The organism is Streptomyces kanamyceticus, assembly GCF_008704495.1.
GTDB classification, from domain to species: Bacteria; Actinomycetota; Actinomycetes; order Streptomycetales; family Streptomycetaceae; genus Streptomyces; species Streptomyces kanamyceticus.
This window is the reverse complement of the sequence record NZ_CP023699.1, coordinates 2,501,204-2,516,397: the sequence shown is the minus strand read 5'-3', so window position 1 is coordinate 2,516,397 and position 15,194 is coordinate 2,501,204. Positions and strand designations below refer to the sequence as shown.

Here is a 15,194-nt window from a genome sequence, read left to right as displayed (position 1 = left end):
GGACAGTGGGTGACGGGTAGGTAACGTTCCGCTTCCGCCCAGGGTTCGAGGCTCAGGGCTCAGAGCTCAGGACTTGTCGGGGCTCGGTGCGGCCTGCTTCTCCGGTTTCGGGCGCGATGCCGCGGGAGGGAGCGAGAACGTCGGTGACGGGGTGACCGGTTCGGCGGGGGGAGGTGATGCGGCCGGGCCCGGTGGGGCGGGGGAGCGGGTCGCGGGGGCCTGGCCCGTGGCGGCGTCGCGCGCGAGCCCGTCGAAGTCGACCAGGCCGGTCCGCTCAAGGATCTTGATGTGGTCGAGGACGGTGGTGTTGGCGTCGTCGGCCAGGGCGCGGACCAGCGAGTTGCGGGTGCCCGCGCGGACCTCGGCCACCACCGAGAAGACCTTGCCGTGTGCGCCGCGCAGGACGTTCGCGAACTTCTCGTCGTACGTCTGCCCGTGCGCCGCGCTCAACTCGGCCAGCCAGCCGCGCTGCTGGGGGTTGGGCTGGCTCGGCAGTTCGAGGCTGAGCCGGGCCGCGACCTCGCGCACGCGCGCGTCCAGGAAGGTGTGGCCCTGGACGAGGTGCTCACCCGCCGTGCGCACCGCCTTGGTGGTGCCGCGCTCCTCGGCCTGCTGTCCGGCCGGAAGTTCCCACAGGCCCGCGAGGCGCACCTTGGTGATGAACTCCCTGTCCAGGGCGGACAGCGGCCCGAAGTCGGTCGACACGGTCTCCGCGTTGAGTCTGTCGAGGGTGGTGCCCGAACGGTCCGCGTACGACCAGAGGGGGAAGAGCAGGGCGGCCAGGGTCGCGACGAGCCCCGCGACGATGAGGCCGGTGCCGTTGATGGTTCGGGATCGCATGGTGCCTCCTGTTGCGGCACCGCACGTTAGTGCGCGGCGACCCGGGGGCACCGGGATACGGGCGGGAGTACGTCAACCGCCGTACTCCCGCGCCGAGTCGATGGCCACGGCGCGCGCCGCCAGAAGGAGGACTACGAACTGCTGCAACTGGACCCGCCACCTCCACCACAGGAGGACCCGCCTCCGCCGCAGGACGATCCGCTGCCGGAGCAGGAGGAGCCGCTGCCGCCCGAACACGAGCTTCCGCTGCCGGAACACGTCGATCCGCCACCGGAGCACGAGCCTCCGCTGCCACCGGAGCAGCCGCCTCCGCCACCGCCACCGCTTCCTCCGCCGCCTCCGCTGCCGCACCACGTCGGCGTCCCCGAGCTCGTGCTCCCCGAGTTCGTACTCCCCGTGCCCGGAGTCCGGTACGGCGCGGGGTACGGGCTCAACGGGCTCATGCGAGGCGGCGCGGGGGCCCGGACGCGCGCCGCGGCCAGCAGGTGGCCGCGCAGGTCGGGGTGGGCCGCCGACAGGCCGTGCGTCGCCACGAGGTGCGCCGCGCCCGTCAGGTGGCCCGAGGAACGCACGTACTCGTAGAGGGCGCGCCGCCCGGCGACGGTGAGCCGTTTCTCGGTGACGTACAGGCAGATCAGGCCGGTCACGACGCCGATGAGGACGACGGGAACCAGCTCGCCGACCCTGTCGTACAACGAATCGGAACCGGACCCCGGATAGCTGTCCGCGGCGTACTGAGCCGTCGTCAGCATGGCCGCGGCGATGAACCCGAAGACGCTCAGGAACGTCTGGAGCCCGGCCCAGCGGCGCCACTTGCGCTGGCTGCCGGGCCGTACGACGAGGCCGCGCCTCGCCAGCGCGTCGCCCGTCTCCTGGACCGGGGCGCTCCGCATCACCCCGAGCCGCAGCCAGTGCAGCGCGCCGTTCGGCGCCGCGGTGTGGGCGTCGAACACGGCCTGCTCGGCGGCGTTGCGCGCGGTCGGCCGCGTGATGCCGACGACGCCGGGGCCCCCGACGACCAGGCCGCCGTCCTCGTGCAGACCCGCGATCAGCGCGTCGGCGACCCGGGCGGGACCGCCGGAGAGGAACGCGGCCTCCATCGTGCCGCGCACGAAGACGCCGTGCTCGGAGCGCTCGTCGGCGTGCAGCGGCGACGTCCTCGTCCGGCGGGACGTCACCACGCCCCTGAGCAGCTCGCAGGAGGAGAGCGCGACGACGACGGTGTACACCGTGCCTGCGATGTTCATGACGTCACCGCCTCAGCAGGACGCGGCGGGTGGCGTGCAGCAGCCGGGCGGCGGGCCGCCGGGACAGCGGCTCGGGGCCCGAACGCTCCAGCCACCAGTGGCTCAACTCCCGCTGCGCCTGCGCCTTCTCGGGCCGCCCGGCGAGCAGCAGGTGCTCGGCGAAGGCCAGCGCGTCGTGCCGGTAGCCGCCGGTCATCGGCCTGGCCCTGGCGTACTCGACGAACGCGGCGCGGTACTCCCCGCCGAGGATCCCCGGCAGCTCGGGCGCCACCTTCGCCACGACGTCGGCCCGCTTGGCCGCGAGCGCGTGGCTCTGCACCCGCAGCCGCGCGTGGTCGAAGCCCTCGGGCGCGGGCGTTCCCGCCACGAGCGAGGAGAGCAGCGCGGCCTGCGCGAGCCCGGTGCGCTGGCGCGCGGTGGGGGAGGCGGGCAGCGGCTCCGTGCTGGTGGTGCCCCCGTGAGTGCTGTCCGCGTTGGTGCTGTCCGCGGTCGTGAGCGTCGCCCGGATCGCGGTCAGTTCGCGCTCCAGTTCGGCCGGTGCCGGAAAGTTCTCGTCGCGCTCCAGGAGGACACCGGGCGGGCTCACCCGGGACGCGAGGTCGGCGAGTACGGCGAGCACGGCCTCGGGGACCGGGTGCGCGTGGCTGTCGTGCCAGACGCCGTCCCGTTCGAAGCCGCCCGCGACGTGGACGTACGCGATGGCCTCGACCGGCAGTTCGTCGAGGGCCTTGGCCGGGTCCTCGCCGCGGTTGACGTGGTTGGTGTGGAGGTTGGCGACATCGATGAGCAGCCGGACGCCCGTGCGCTCGACGAGCTCGTACAGGAACTGCCCCTCCGTCATCTCCTCGGCGGGCCAGGAGATCAGCGCCGCGATGTTCTCCAGGGCGAGCGGCACCGGCAGCGCGTCCTGCGCGATGCGGACGTTCTCGCACAGCACGTCGAGCGCGTCGCGGGTGCGCGGCACCGGCAGCAGATGCCCGGCCTCCAGCGGCTGCGTCGCGGTGAGCGGACCACCGGCCCGTACGAACGCGATGTGCTCGGTGACGAGCGGCGAGCCGAGCGCTTCGGCGCGCTCCGCCAGCGCGCGCAGCCTTCCCTCGTCGGGGCGGTCGGCGCCGCCGAGCCCCAGCGAGACGCCGTGCGGCACCACGGTCACCCCGCGCTCGCGCAGCCGCAGCAGCGAATCGGGCAGGTGCCCGGGGCAGACGTTCTCCGCCACGGCCTCCACCCAGTCGATGCCCGGCATCGCCTCCACGGCGTCAGCTATCTCGGGACGCCAGCCGATTCCGGTGCCCAGATGCCTCATGTCGTTCCCCCCTGTCCCCCGTACGTCCCCCGTTGCCAGGACCATGGCCCCGGCCGAGTGGATCGAACCCCCGGGGGGAGACGTTCAGAGCTACATTTGAGGTTCCGGCCGACCGGTATCGATCCGGCTCGGCGCCGGTACCAGCGCCGGATCCGTCGCCGCCGCGCGCAGCCGCGCGGCGATGGCGGTGCTCGCGAAGCGGTACGCCCGCGACTCGTCGTGCAGCACCGAGTGCGCGTTCGCCGTCTCCATGAGGGCGATGCACTCGAAGGCGAGCTGGGCGAGGTCCGTGTCCGCGTGCAGTTCGGCGGCGTCGACGGCCTCGGCGAGCGAGCGCTCCATCAGCTCGCTCCAGTCGCGGTTGGCGCGGACCAGCGCGTCGTGCACCGGACCCTCGCGGGCGTCGAACTCGGCGATCACCCCGTAGAAGAAGCAGCCGCCGGGGAAGACGCGCTGCTCGGAGTAGTCGAGCCAGGCCGTACAGAGCCGCCACACGCGGCCGACTCCGGGCGGGGTCTGCAGGGCGGGCTCCACCACCGTGTCCAGATAGATGCGCCCGGCGGCCCGCACGGTCGCCAGCTGCAGTTCCTCCTTGGAGCCGAAGAGCGCGAACACCCCGCTCTTGCTCAGCTTCAGCTCGGTGGCGATCCGGCCGAGCGACAGCGCGTCGAGCCCCTCCACCGAAGCGACGTCGACCGTGCGCCGCAGCACCAGGCGGCGGGTCTGGTTGCCGCGCTCGACCCGGCCGTCGAGCCGGGTGCCGCCCGTCATGCCCGCGCCGTACGCAGGGCGGGGTGGTCGGCGACCACGGTGCAGGAGCCGGGGGCGATCTCCGTGAAGCCCGCGTCGCGCACCACCGGAAGGCCGCTCGCGGTGAGTTCGCGCCAGCGCGCCGCGTCCGGGGTGCGCACGGACAGCGGGAAGCCCGCGTCGCGCCACGCGGCCCGGTCCGCGTCCGACAGCTCCCACCAGGCCAGCTGGGCGCCGTGGCCCGCCTGGGCCATCGCCTTGCCCGCCGACATCTCGACGTCCGGGCTCATCCAGAGCACGGGGTGCGTGGTGTCCGCGCCGGGCGGGGGCTCCGGGTCGTCGAGCTCGGTGCCGGAGACCTGGAGCTTGGCCAGCTCCTTGGGCCAGCCGTCGAGCGGCACCGGCGGGAAGACGCGGACCTCCGCCGACTTGCCCGTGACCGTGATGCCGGGCAGGGTCTCAGCCCGCCGCCACTCGGCGCCGCGGGCGCGCCTGACCACCTTGCGGATCCGGGCGTCCTGCCAGTCGCGCACGGCCTGCGCCCACTCGCCGTCGCCGACGGAGCGCTCGTCGCTCAGCATCACGAGGACGGCGCGGGCCGCGGTCTCCAGGGCGTCCGTGCGGGCCGGGGGAGCGGCGCGCTCGATGCGGGCGACGAGGGGCAGCACGAACTGCGGGGCCTCGTCGCGCGAGATGTTCTCGTGCCGGAAGGGGCTGTCCGCCGCGCTCGGGGCGGGCGGGCCCTGCGGCGCGTCGGGGAGGGTCTGGTCACTGCTCACGCGTCCAGTCTGCCAGGCGGAAGATCGGCCGTACCTGGGATTTCGCCCCGGCCGACGGGACGTGCGCGAGGATGACCGCATGGAACGTGATCTCGCGATACGGCTCGCCGGGGTGGGTCGGCGCTACGCGCTGCGCGGTCCCTGGGTGCTGCGCGGCGTCGACCTCGGCATCGGCGGGGGCAGCCTGGTGCGGATCGAAGGCGCCAACGGCACAGGCAAGTCAACCCTGTTGAGACTCCTCGCGGGCATCGACGCACCCTCGGAGGGCCGCCGCGAGGGGCGCCCGCGCACGGCGTTCGTCCCCGAAAGGTTCCCCGCGTCGCTGCCGTTCAGCGCGGTGGGCTACCTGACGCACATGGGCCGCGTGCACGGACTCGCGCGAGGCGCCGCGGAACGGAGCGCCGAGCAGTGGCTGGAGCGTTTCGGCGCGGGCGGCTACGCGCGTACGCCGCTGGCGGAGCTGTCCAAGGGCAGCAGCCAGAAGGTCGCCGTGGCGCAGGCACTGCTCGCCGACCCCGAACTGCTCGTGCTCGACGAGGCGTGGACGGGCCTGGACGCCGCGGCCCGCGCCGAACTCGACCGCGCCGTGGCCGAACGGCGGGCGGCGGGCGGCGCGGTGGTCTTCGTCGACCATGACCCGCGGCGGCTCCTCGGGGCGACGGACGAGACGTACGCGGTGGTGGGCAACGCGCTCAACCGCCGTATGGGTGGCGGCACTTGGAGCCAGGAGGAAGACGGGAGCGCGGTGCTCGCCGGTCCCACCGTCGTCATCGAGACGCAGGGGCCGCTGGGCGCGGAGCTGCCGCCGTCCGTCGCGTCGGCGGCGACGGGGATCGGCGAGCCGACTCCGGAGGGAGTGACGCGGCTCTCGGTGCCGGAGAGCCGCTCCGACGTCGTACTGAAGGAACTGCTCACGGCCCTGCCGCCCTGGCATGTGGTGACGGTGGGTGGCGGCGCGGGGGCGAATGTGCCGTCGACATCGGCATCGTCGGTGGCGTCGGTATCGGCGTCGGTGGAAGTGGGTGACCGCCGATGAGCGCACTGCTCCACTATCAGCTCTCGTTGCTCGCACGGTCCCAGCGGTGGCTGCCGCCCGTGATTCTCTACGCGGTCTTCCTCGCCGTCGGCGTGCAGGGCGGCCAGCCCATCCTGGACTCGCTCGCGTACGCGGCCGCCGCCCTGCTGCCCGTGGCCGCCTGGCTGGTGCGGATCTGCGCCACCAACGAGCCGCCCGCGGCGCGCGGTTGCACCGCGGCCGCGGCGGGTCCCGGCCGCGCCCACCTCGCCTCGCTGCTCGCCGCCCTGCTCGCGTCGGCGGCGCTCGGCGCGCTCGCGGTCCTGGTGGTGACGGCCATCAGCGACGCGTCGAGCACGGACGCGCGGCATGCGGTCCCCCGGCTGCCCTCGGCCGCCGTGGGCCTCGTCGCGATGCTGGTCAGCGCGCTCGTCGGCACGGCGGTCGGCGCGCTCACCAACTGGCCGCTGCTGCGTTCGGCGGGCCGCGCCGTCCCCGCGCTGCTGCTTCTGGCGCTCCTCGCCCTGGTCACCTCGGGCTCGCCCGCGAAGTCCGTCCTGACGGATCTGACGGCGGGTTCGCGGGACGGAGTGGTACCGGTACCGGTGGGCGCGCTCGCGGCGGCGGGGGCCGTCGCGGCGGCGGCGGTGTGGGCGGCGTGCGCGCTCAGTTCGAGGCGGGGCGGATAGAGGGCGGGGTCCGTGGGGCCCTCAGCCCGAGCAGGCCGTGCGCTGGGCTTCCTGCCACTCGCAGACGGGGCAGAGCGTGATGCCCTTGTGGGACTCCGGGTACTCGGTGGGCGCGCGGCACAGGACGCACTCGGCGAGGGGCTCGTCGGGAACCGGTGCCGGTGCCGGGTCGTTCGCGGTAGAGCGTCCGGTACCCGTATCCGTATCCCCGAAGCAGTCGTCGCCCATACCGACCAGCCTAGCTCCGCGCCTCCACGGGCCCGGCCGTCGCCGCCGCGCCGGTCGCCCCCGCCGCGCCGCCCGCCGCGCCGATCTGCTCCGACACCCGTACGAATCGGAATCCGCGCTCGCGCAGCTTCGGGACGATCGTCCGCAGGGCTCGCTCCGTCGCGGGGGCCGCGCTGCGCGTGCAGTGCATGACGACCACCGAACCGGGCCGCACCCCGTCGAGTACCTGCCGGGCGACCGCCGCCGAGTCCGTGGCGAAGGCGTCGCCGCTCACCACGTCCCACTGCACGGCGGTGACGCCGGGCGCGAGCGCGCGCAGGGCCTGCCGGTCGTAGCAGCCGCCGGGGAAGCGGAAGTACGGCACCGCGCGCTCGACGCCCGCCTTGCGGAAGGCGTCGAAGGCGCGCCGCACGTCCGTGCGCATCCGGGGCGCGGGGACGGTCGGCAGGCCGTAGCAGCTGCCGGTGAAGGCGTGATGGCTGTACGAGTGGTTGGCGACCTCGAAGAGCGGGTCCTTGCCGATGTCCTTGGCCTGCGCCGGGTACTCCTCGGCCCAGCGTCCCGTCATGAAGAAGGTCGCGGGCACCTTGAGGCGGCGCAGGGTGGCGACGAGCGCGGGGTTGTCGAACCTCTCGCCGGCCGCCGCGCGCGGCCCCTGGTCGGCGGTCATGTCGGCGTCGAAGGTGAGCGCGACGGTGCGTCCGTGCGCGCGGGACCCGTTCATGAACACGGGGGTGAGGCCCGAGGGCCCGGGGGCGAGGGTGGGCGGGGCGGACGCCGAAGGGGCGACGGCCGCCGGGGTCCTGGCGGGACGGCCGGGGTGCCCCGGCGCGGCGGTGTCACCGGAACACCCGGCGAGGACGGTGGTCAGGACGCCCAGGGCGCAGAGTGCGGCGCAGCTCCGTACGAGAGTGATCACTCGGTGACGATATATGTGTAAATGGGATAAATCGTTTAATTGTGCGGAGGGTCGCGTACGTCAAGCCGGTTGGCGGGCCCGGCCCCGCACCCGACCCGCCCCCCCACCCGCCCCCACGCTCAGAGCCAGCCCTCGAGCGACGCCATGAACCCGTCGAAGTCGTCACGGTGGATCGTGTGACCCGCCCCCTTGACCGTACGCACCTCGAAGCCGCGCCTGGTCAGCTCGTCCTTGAGCGCCTCGTCGACGAGGAGGCTGGGGTCCGCGACCTGGACGAGGGAGGGGACGGCGGGCGCGGCCGGGGTGCGGTCGACGGCGTTCGCGCCGGAGAGGCCGAGCGCGGTGTCCGTGTCCCAGGCGGCCAGCGTGGCGAGTTCGATGTCCACGTCGGCCGCCTCCCAGCGCGGGTTGAAGTTCGCGATGATCCCGCGCGTCGCCCGCTGGAACTCCACGAACACGGCGGGGTCCACGGACTGTTCGGCCCCGAGCGTCCACGCCGGGTCGGAGTAGACGGCGCGCTGGGGCGCGAGGCGCTCGACCGCGAGGGCGAGTGCCATCCCGCCGAGCGAGTGCCCGATCGCGAGGTCCGCGCCGACCGGCAGCGTCTCGACGAGATCGTCCGCGAAGATCTCCGCGCCGTACGCGCCGCGCCCGCTCTCCCCGTGCCCGCGCAGGTCGACGCCTATCACCCGGTAGCCGCGCTCGGCGATGGCGGGTCCCACGCGCCGCCAGGTGCGGTGGTCCGACATGATCCCGTGGACCAGGAGGGCGACCCGGTCGCCGGTGCCCCATTCGTGGGTGTGCAGCTTCATTGTGGTGCCCTTCTGGCGGACGGGTAGGCGGGTAGGCGGGTGGACGGGTGGACGGGTGGACGGGTGGACGGGTGGCAACACGTCGATCTTGGCTGATCCGTTTCCCGCATGACCGGCGGCCCCCGGCTGGGGTAGCGTCCGCCGATGCGCTCGAACCTCTTCAACATCGCCGTCGACTGTGCGAACGCGTACGAACTGGCACAGTTCTGGAGCAAGGTCGTCGGCCATCCGTTGAACGACGACGACTTTCCCGGCGAGTCCACGGCCGTCGTGCGGCTCCCGACAGGGGTCCGGCTGTACTTCGCCGAGACTCCGGAGGCGAAGGCGCGGGCCGCCGACGCCAGCGGTGCCGCCCGGGCCCCCAAGAACCCCCTGCACCTGTGCTTCCAGCCCGACGGTCCGCGCGACGCGGAGGTGGATCGGCTCAAGGCCGTGGGCGCGACGGTGCTCGCGGACCTGCGTACGCCGGACGGCAAGGGGTGGGTGGTCTTCCAGGATCCGGAGCGCAACGAATTCTGCGTGCTGCGCAGCGAGGCGGAACGGCTCGCGGGGGAGGAGCCGGATGCCCCCGGCGAGGCGGATACCTGTGGAGGGGCCGAGGTGCTCCCGGGGGAAAAGCCGTTGTCAGGTGGGCCGGGGATGTGACAGCGTCCCGGTCATGACTCTGGGCATGGTTGTCGGCTGACTCCCGCTCGCGCGCCGCGACGCGGGGGTTCCGCCTGCCCTGAAGTGCCGGACGCCCGGCACGCCTCTCTCCGGTGACACGGTCCTGCCGCTTTCGCGCCGACCGTCGTTCCGGCAATCCTTGAGGTCCCTCTCGTCGAAGCGCTCTTCGTGCCCCTGAGCCTTGCGATCACGAGGAGTCCTGATGCTGATGCCTGCCCGCATCGAATGGACCGACAGCGACAGCGACAGCGACAGCGACAGCGACACCCCGACCCTCTCCGCCCGTTGGCACTCCGAGAGCGGCGCGGCCGCGCCCCGGCGCGTCGTCGTCGCCGATGACACGACCAAGGCCGCCACCGCCCACCGCCTTGCCTGCGAGGGCACCGCCCTGCTCTGGCGCGGTGACTTCCACGGTGCCCGGCAGTTGCTCGCCGCCATGGCGCGGCGCGTCGACAGGAAGACCCCGCCGCCGGGGCGCACGCCCGCGGACGCCTTCCACCAGCACCGCCGCGCCAGGGGGCACCGCGCCCGGGTGCTCGGCATGCTGCTCGTACTCCTCGACGGGGAGTACGGCCTGGTGGGCGCGTACGGCCTGGTGGGGGAGCGTGGCCCGGCGCTGCGCAGGGCGCCCGACGTCAGGGCCGCCTGTCGCGCGACGTACGGTCCGCCCCGCGGGCCGATGGCCGTCTCCCTGCGCGAACTGCTCGGCGTGGTCGGCGCCCACGAGTGGCGCGTGAAGGGCGTGCCGGTGCCCGCCATCGGCGGCGCGCGGATCCATCCGCATTACGGAGTGTTCTCGCCGGTCAGAGGGGAGTACGTCGACCTGGTGGCGCGAGCCGCGCTGCCGGTCGCCGCCTGGCGGGACGCGCCCCGCCCGCGTACGGCATTCGACATCGGGACCGGAACGGGCGTGCTCGCCGCGGTACTTGCCCGCCGCGGACTCGACCGCGTCGTGGCCACCGACATCAACCCGCGCGCCCTCGCCTGCGCCCGGGAGAACGTCCAACTCCTCGGCCTGGAAGGGGTGGTGGAGGTGGATGCCGCCCCTGGGCTCTTCCCTGCGGAGAGGCGCGCCGCGCTCGTCGTGTGCAATCCGCCGTGGCTGCCCGCGCGTCCGACCTCCGCCGTCGAACAAGGCGTGTACGACCCCGGCGGCGCGATGCTGTCCGCCTTCCTGGGCGGGCTCGCGGCGCGCCTCGCGCCGGGAGGTGAGGGCTGGCTCGTCCTCTCGGATCTGGCCGAGCGTCTCCAACTGCGCTCGCGCGAGCAGCTGTTGGGGGAGATCGCGGAGGCGGGGCTGCGGGTGGTCGAACGGCTCGACACGGTGCCGCGCCATCCGCGCGCGGTGGATGCCTCAGACCCATTGCGCGGCGGCGACTCGTTGTGCGCCGCCAATCCGCTGTGCGCCGCCGACCCGTTGCGACCCCCCGACCCGCTGCGCGCCGCCCGCGCGGCCGAGGTCACCTCGCTCTGGCGGCTCGCGCCCGGCCAGTTCTGAAGCGAACGCTTCAGTATGTGTTAGCGTCCCTCTTCGTCAGTTCTGAAGCACCCGCTCCAAAATTTGTGGAGCGGGTGCCGAGAGAGGGAGGACCGCCTCAATGCCGCCAGCGGTGTACATAGTCGGGCTCGGCATCTTCACCCAAGGGACTTCGGAGTTCATGCTCTCGGGGCTCCTTCCCGGCATGGCCGACGACCTCGGGGTCTCGATCCCGGACGCCGGACTGCTCATCTCGGCCTTCGCGATCGGCATGGTCGTCGGCGCCCCGCTGCTCGCCGTCGTCACGCTCGGCTGGCCGCGGCGCACGGCGCTCGTCTCCTTGCAGGCCGCCTTCGTCGTGGCCCACGTGGTCGGCGCCCTCGCGCCCGGCTACGCCGTCCTGTTCGTGACGCGCGTGATCAGCGCCCTCGCGTACGCCGGGTACTGGGGCGTCGCCGTGGCCACCGCGGTCGCGCTCGTCCCCGCCGCGGCCAAGGCGCGGGCGGTCGCCGTCGTCGCCGGTGGCCTGACGCTCGCCACCATCGTCGGCGTCCCCGTGGGCACCCTGCTCAGCCAGGTCTCCAGCTGGCGCGCCGCGTTCTGGGCAGTGGCCGCGGCCACTGTGGTCAGCCTCGTCTGCACCCTGCTCCTCGTCCCCGGCGGACGCGGCGAGGGCGAACGCCCCTCCGTCAGGGCCGAGTTGCGCGGCATGGCGCGGCCGCAGCTCTGGCTCTCGTACGCCATCACGGCCTTCGCCTTCGGCGCGGTCATCGTCACCTTCAGCTATCTGGCGGCGCTCCTTACCGAGGTCGGCGGGGTCTCCGAGGGCTGGGTGCCCGCGATCCTCGCGCTGTTCGGGGTCGGCGGTCTGGTCGGCATCGTGGTCGGCGGGCGTACCGGCGAGACCAGGCCGCTGGGCACGCTCGGCCTGGGGCTCGGCGCCCTCGCGCTGTTCTCCGCGCTCCTCGCCCTGACGGCCCACGTGACGGCCGTGGTGATCGCCCTGGTCTTCCTGCTCGGATTCGTCGGCTACGTCACCAACCCCGCCCTGCAGTCACGGGTGTTCACCCTCGCGCCGGGCGCCCCGACGCTGGTCGGCGCCACGAACACGGCCGCGTTCAACGTCGGCAACACCGTGGCCCCGCTGCTCGGCGGCCTGACCATCGACGCCGGGTTCGGCTACGCGTCGGTGGCCTGGGTCGGCACCGGTCTTGCCGCGGCGGGAACGCTGGGCGTGCTGTGGGCGGCGCGGCTCCAGCGGGCGGAACGTGGGCGTCCGTCGGTGCCGACGCCTGTGTCGCCCTCTGTGTCGCCATCTGCGCCGCTGCCCGTGGCGCAGGCCGCCCGTGAGTCCGCGCGGGCGGAGGCGTGAGCGCCGTGGAGCGGTCAGGCCGCACCCGTGTCACCGCCGATCCCGACTGGTACGAGTCGGCGGGCATCTCGCTCGGCATCCGCGTCGGCGACCTGGTCTTCACCTCCGGACAGGCGCCGGTCGACGGGCACGGCGCCACCGTCGGCGCCGGGGACTTCGAGGCCCAGGCCAGGCAGGCGCTCGCCAACGTGTCCACCGTCCTCGACCGCGCCGGGTCCGGCATCGACCGGGCCGTGAAGCTCACGGTGTTCGTCACCGACGTGGCCCACCAGGACGTGTTCGCCCGGCTGCGCGCGGAGTTCTACGTCGCGCCCTTCCCCGCCGAGTCCTTCGTGCAGGTCGCCGCGCTCGCGGATCCCGCGTGGCTGGTCGAGATCGAGGCGGTCGGCGCCGTGGAGTGAGCCGATGTTTTGTAAGAACGTTCCAAAACGTTTACGGTGGAGCCATGGCCAGGCCGCGAGAGTTCAACGAGGACCGTGTCGTCAGCGCCGCCATGGAGACGTTCTGGCGCCACGGCTACGAGGGCACGTCCACGCGCGACCTGTGCGACAGCACGGGCCTCGGCCCCTCCAGCCTCTACAACACCTTCGGCGGCAAGCGCCAGCTCTACCTGCGCGCCCTCCAGCACTACTACGACACCAGCACCGCCGAACAGGTCGCCGTCCTGCGCGGCCCCGGCCCCGCGAAGGAACGCCTTCGCGCCATGATGCTGCTCGCCGTCGAAGGGGAGCAGGAGGTCCGCGACGAACGCGGCTGCTTCGCGATCAACGCGGCCATCGAGGTCGCGGGTACCGACCCGGAGGTCAGGGCGGCCGTGCGGCGCACCTTCGACCGGGTCGAGAACGAGCTGTGCGAGGTCGTGGAGGCGGGGCGCCGCGCGGGGGAGATCCGCTCCACCGGTGACGCGCGGACGGTGGCCCGCCGGGTGCAGAGCACGTACTACGGACTGCGGGTCCTCGGCCGGGTGCAGGACGACCGCGATGTCCTGCTCGCCACGGTGGACGGGGCACTCGCCGACCTGTGACGCGCGCTGCTCCATGACGGGGAGAGGGCAGGGAGCGGGCAGGGAGCGGGCGGGTTTTCGTACACCCATGCGAGACCCGTAAAGTGGCGTAATGCCCGAAGAAGTACAGAAGCGTACCCGTGTCGCGTCCGTCGCCGAAGGAGTCGCCGCCCTCGCCGCCCTCGTGGCGATCGGTACCTCCGGCGACTGGATCTGGCGCCACGGCGTGGCCCTCTGCCCCGGCGGCGGCCACGTCTTCGCGGTCGTGATCGGCATCCTCTGCTTCGTCGCCGTGATGGTGGCGAGCGAGGCCCGGCGCCGGGTCCGCGCGATCGGCGGGGGCTCCGCCCGCGTCGTGGGTCCCGCGCTGCTCGCGGCCGTCGCCGCGGTGATCGGCACGTGCGCCGTGGCCGCCGTTCTCTCGTGCTTCCCCGGACGCAACGGAAAGCCGCTCGGCTCCCTCTTCCAGGGTGGTCCGATGTGGGTCGAGGAAAACCCCGACGTGTCGAGGAGCCTCCTCCTGGGTCTGGCCATCGGTCTCGCGGCCGTCGTGACGGCGGGGCTGCTCCGGCGTCCGAGCGGGCGTCGCAGGGCCGTGCGCTGACGTCGCGTCAGCGCGGTCACGCGGCGCTCTCCCGCACACTCCGGAAATGCCCGTCATCGCGTGTCACCTGCCCGTTTATCAGTTGTTGATCGGATACGGACAGGCTCCGCGAGTCCAAGTCAGTCATGTACCAATGGAATTGACCGGAGGCATGTGCATGAAGATCGTTCGCTCGCTCAAGAAGAGGATCACCGGAGAGAAGAGCCTCAAGGCGTACGCCTGGTACCACTGGTACTAGGCCGGCGACGCGCTCACCGCGCGCATCCCGCACGCTGACGGGGGTGCGCATCCCGTAGGGACGTAACCGCCGTCGAGACCGCGCCCGGCGTGCCCGACCAGCCGCCGGGTGCGGGCCTCCCGCACCTGGAGACCCCGATGCCCCCGACGCCCTCCTCCGGTACCGACCGGCTGTCCAGGACCACCGTCTTCACGCCGCGACTCCATGCCCTGCTGCGCGACCGCCGCGGTGAGGACGTGTTCCGCCTCGACTCCGACACCGTCGGCGTCGCCGGGCCCGAGCAGAGCGACCGGATCCTCGCCGCCCGCCCGGCCACCGAACGCGAACGCCCCACCTTCAAGCCGCTGCACGGGCGTTCGATCCCGCGTACCGAGGCGTCCACCGTCATGCAGGCCATCGGCCGCGACGTACGCAGGGCGCTGCGCGAACCCGTGCCCGGGAACGTCGACCTCTCCGGTGAGTGGCCGCACGTCGGCCACGTCCACCTGCGCGATCTGATCCTGGGCACCGACCCGTACCGGCTGCGCATCCTCATGGACCGGACCCTGGAGCTGACGCCCAAACTCACCTGGTCGGTGATCGCCGTCGGCGCCGCGCTGCCCGGCAGGCTCCGTCCCGGAGCGCCCGTCACCAGCATCGCGGGCCTCACCGCGGACGCCACGGGCTACAGCGACCGGCGGTACGCGATGGGCCTGTACCGGCGGGCCGCGGCCCCGGTCTGCTTCACCGTCTCCACGCTCGTCGCCAACGCGTACTGGCTGGGGGCGCCGTTCGACGACGAGACGCCGAACGAGCACATCCTCTACGAGTCCATGCGGCTGCTGCCGCCGTCCTGGAACATCCTGCGCAACGCGTCCCCCGAGTACCCGGCCATCGACGACCGCATCGGCGCGGGCGACGACGTCCTGCTGCTGCCGCTGCTCAGCCACCGGGACCCGGCGCTCTGGAAGGACCCCGACGAGTTCCGCCCCGAACGCTGGGCCGCCCTCGACCCCGACGACCACCCCGGCTACCTCCCCTTCGGCCACGTCTCCGAACGCTGCTGGGGGCGGCACATGGTGATGCCGCTCGCTGGTCAACTCCTCGACATCCTGCGCGCCGACGGCATGACGGTCGACCCGCGGCAGACCACCGCGAAGGTGCCCCTCGCCGGGCTCCTCGGGGTCGACAAGGTGCGGCTCGTGCGGTCGGGGCGGGCGTAGGGGTGTGAGTAACACCCCATGGCAGAAAGGGAGTTGGGTCTAGCGCT

At 73.2% G+C, this 15,194-nt stretch carries 18 protein-coding genes; 10 read left to right on the top strand and 8 right to left on the bottom strand.

Annotated elements, in window-relative coordinates; translation table 11 throughout:
• Positions 1-66 precede the first annotated feature (66 nt).
• The 5 genes from CP970_RS09875 to CP970_RS09855 all read right to left on the bottom strand — a co-directional run bounded on the left by CP970_RS09875 (position 67) and on the right by CP970_RS09855 (position 4,922).
• A complete protein-coding gene (locus tag CP970_RS09875; protein ID WP_150493197.1) occupies positions 67-840 on the bottom strand; it encodes a DUF4142 domain-containing protein in 774 nt (257 codons plus the stop codon).
• A gap of 131 nt (positions 841-971) precedes the next feature.
• On the bottom strand, positions 972-2,087 hold the full coding sequence (locus CP970_RS09870) for a TIGR04222 domain-containing membrane protein (RefSeq protein WP_055556873.1): 1,116 nt from the start codon (positions 2,085-2,087) through the stop codon (positions 972-974).
• 4 nt (positions 2,088-2,091) lie between these two features.
• Positions 2,092-3,393: a DUF692 domain-containing protein gene (locus CP970_RS09865; RefSeq protein WP_055556875.1), complete on the bottom strand. Its 1,302-nt coding sequence runs from the start codon at positions 3,391-3,393 to the stop codon at positions 2,092-2,094.
• Positions 3,394-3,483: 90 nt separating this feature from the next.
• Positions 3,484-4,164: a TetR/AcrR family transcriptional regulator gene (locus tag CP970_RS09860; protein WP_055556877.1), complete on the bottom strand. Its 681-nt coding sequence runs from the start codon at positions 4,162-4,164 to the stop codon at positions 3,484-3,486.
• Complete coding sequence (locus CP970_RS09855; RefSeq protein WP_055556879.1) at positions 4,161-4,922, bottom strand: peptidyl-tRNA hydrolase; 762 nt, start codon at positions 4,920-4,922, stop codon at positions 4,161-4,163. The genes CP970_RS09860 and CP970_RS09855 overlap by 4 nt, the downstream gene beginning before the upstream one ends.
• Before the next feature lie 79 nt (positions 4,923-5,001).
• Between CP970_RS09855 and CP970_RS09850 the strand changes: the two genes are divergently transcribed.
• Together CP970_RS09850 and CP970_RS09845 are read left to right on the top strand one after the other, a co-directional pair.
• Positions 5,002-5,958 carry an ABC transporter ATP-binding protein gene (locus tag CP970_RS09850; RefSeq protein WP_055556881.1) on the top strand — a complete coding sequence of 319 codons (957 nt, stop codon included), beginning with the start codon at positions 5,002-5,004 and terminating at the stop codon, positions 5,956-5,958.
• Positions 5,955-6,626, top strand: a complete 672-nt coding sequence (locus tag CP970_RS09845; protein ID WP_055556884.1) for a hypothetical protein — start codon at positions 5,955-5,957, stop codon at positions 6,624-6,626. Before CP970_RS09850 ends, CP970_RS09845 begins: the two co-directional genes overlap by 4 nt.
• Positions 6,627-6,647: 21 nt before the next feature.
• On the opposite strand, the gene CP970_RS09840 is transcribed toward CP970_RS09845, so the two are convergent.
• The 3 genes from CP970_RS09840 to CP970_RS09830 all read right to left on the bottom strand — a co-directional run bounded on the left by CP970_RS09840 (position 6,648) and on the right by CP970_RS09830 (position 8,585).
• Positions 6,648-6,854: a hypothetical protein gene (locus tag CP970_RS09840; protein ID WP_055556887.1), complete on the bottom strand. Its 207-nt coding sequence runs from the start codon at positions 6,852-6,854 to the stop codon at positions 6,648-6,650.
• A gap of 10 nt (positions 6,855-6,864) precedes the next feature.
• Positions 6,865-7,773 (bottom strand): polysaccharide deacetylase family protein, encoded by a 909-nt coding sequence (locus CP970_RS09835; protein ID WP_150493195.1) that lies wholly within the window; start codon positions 7,771-7,773, stop codon positions 6,865-6,867.
• Positions 7,774-7,892: 119 nt separating this feature from the next.
• A complete protein-coding gene (locus CP970_RS09830; protein WP_150493193.1) occupies positions 7,893-8,585 on the bottom strand; it encodes an alpha/beta fold hydrolase in 693 nt (230 codons plus the stop codon).
• A 144-nt stretch (positions 8,586-8,729) separates the two neighbouring features.
• Here CP970_RS09830 and CP970_RS09825 point away from each other — a divergent pair, with 144 nt between their 5' ends.
• The 8 genes from CP970_RS09825 (at position 8,730) to CP970_RS09795 (ending at position 15,147) form a co-directional block, all read left to right on the top strand.
• Positions 8,730-9,230, top strand: coding sequence for a VOC family protein (locus tag CP970_RS09825; protein ID WP_063806221.1), 501 nt, complete (start codon positions 8,730-8,732; stop codon positions 9,228-9,230).
• Positions 9,231-9,453: 223 nt separating this feature from the next.
• Entirely contained in the window at positions 9,454-10,749 is a 1,296-nt protein-coding gene (locus CP970_RS09820) for a N5-glutamine methyltransferase family protein (RefSeq protein WP_079043940.1), read from the top strand.
• 100 nt (positions 10,750-10,849) lie between these two features.
• Entirely contained in the window at positions 10,850-12,100 is a 1,251-nt protein-coding gene (locus tag CP970_RS09815; protein ID WP_055554534.1) for a Cmx/CmrA family chloramphenicol efflux MFS transporter, read from the top strand.
• Complete coding sequence (locus tag CP970_RS09810) at positions 12,097-12,501, top strand: RidA family protein (RefSeq protein ID WP_055554532.1); 405 nt, start codon at positions 12,097-12,099, stop codon at positions 12,499-12,501. Before CP970_RS09815 ends, CP970_RS09810 begins: the two co-directional genes overlap by 4 nt.
• 44 nt (positions 12,502-12,545) lie before the next feature.
• A complete protein-coding gene (locus CP970_RS09805) occupies positions 12,546-13,124 on the top strand; it encodes a TetR/AcrR family transcriptional regulator (protein WP_055554529.1) in 579 nt (192 codons plus the stop codon).
• 91 nt (positions 13,125-13,215) lie between these two features.
• Positions 13,216-13,707: a hypothetical protein gene (locus tag CP970_RS09800; RefSeq protein ID WP_055554527.1), complete on the top strand. Its 492-nt coding sequence runs from the start codon at positions 13,216-13,218 to the stop codon at positions 13,705-13,707.
• Between the two features lie 133 nt (positions 13,708-13,840).
• Positions 13,841-13,945, top strand: a complete 105-nt coding sequence (locus CP970_RS44880; protein ID WP_224058340.1) for a tryptorubin family RiPP precursor — start codon at positions 13,841-13,843, stop codon at positions 13,943-13,945.
• Between the two features lie 137 nt (positions 13,946-14,082).
• The gene (locus tag CP970_RS09795; protein ID WP_055554541.1) at positions 14,083-15,147 is read left to right on the top strand and encodes a cytochrome P450; all 1,065 of its coding nucleotides are present in this window, start codon (positions 14,083-14,085) and stop codon (positions 15,145-15,147) included.
• The last annotated feature ends 47 nt before the right edge of the window (positions 15,148-15,194 follow it).

What these genes read in the sequence shown, in the direction of transcription:
- CP970_RS09875 (WP_150493197.1), bottom strand. Translation starts at nt 840, where the DNA reads ATGCGATCCCGAACCATCAACGGCACCGGCCTCATCGTCGCGGGGCTC.
- CP970_RS09870 (WP_055556873.1), bottom strand. Translation starts at nt 2,087, where the DNA reads ATGAACATCGCAGGCACGGTGTACACCGTCGTCGTCGCGCTCTCCTCC.
- CP970_RS09865 (WP_055556875.1), bottom strand. Translation starts at nt 3,393, where the DNA reads ATGAGGCATCTGGGCACCGGAATCGGCTGGCGTCCCGAGATAGCTGAC.
- CP970_RS09860 (WP_055556877.1), bottom strand. Translation starts at nt 4,164, where the DNA reads ATGACGGGCGGCACCCGGCTCGACGGCCGGGTCGAGCGCGGCAACCAG.
- CP970_RS09850 (WP_055556881.1), top strand. Translation starts at nt 5,002, where the DNA reads ATGGAACGTGATCTCGCGATACGGCTCGCCGGGGTGGGTCGGCGCTAC.
- CP970_RS09845 (WP_055556884.1), top strand. Translation starts at nt 5,955, where the DNA reads ATGAGCGCACTGCTCCACTATCAGCTCTCGTTGCTCGCACGGTCCCAG.
- CP970_RS09840 (WP_055556887.1), bottom strand. Translation starts at nt 6,854, where the DNA reads ATGGGCGACGACTGCTTCGGGGATACGGATACGGGTACCGGACGCTCT.
- CP970_RS09830 (WP_150493193.1), bottom strand. Translation starts at nt 8,585, where the DNA reads ATGAAGCTGCACACCCACGAATGGGGCACCGGCGACCGGGTCGCCCTC.
- CP970_RS09825 (WP_063806221.1), top strand. Translation starts at nt 8,730, where the DNA reads ATGCGCTCGAACCTCTTCAACATCGCCGTCGACTGTGCGAACGCGTAC.
- CP970_RS09820 (WP_079043940.1), top strand. Translation starts at nt 9,454, where the DNA reads ATGCTGATGCCTGCCCGCATCGAATGGACCGACAGCGACAGCGACAGC.
- CP970_RS09815 (WP_055554534.1), top strand. Translation starts at nt 10,850, where the DNA reads ATGCCGCCAGCGGTGTACATAGTCGGGCTCGGCATCTTCACCCAAGGG.
- CP970_RS09805 (WP_055554529.1), top strand. Translation starts at nt 12,546, where the DNA reads ATGGCCAGGCCGCGAGAGTTCAACGAGGACCGTGTCGTCAGCGCCGCC.
- CP970_RS09800 (WP_055554527.1), top strand. Translation starts at nt 13,216, where the DNA reads ATGCCCGAAGAAGTACAGAAGCGTACCCGTGTCGCGTCCGTCGCCGAA.
- CP970_RS44880 (WP_224058340.1), top strand. Translation starts at nt 13,841, where the DNA reads ATGGAATTGACCGGAGGCATGTGCATGAAGATCGTTCGCTCGCTCAAG.
- CP970_RS09795 (WP_055554541.1), top strand. Translation starts at nt 14,083, where the DNA reads ATGCCCCCGACGCCCTCCTCCGGTACCGACCGGCTGTCCAGGACCACC.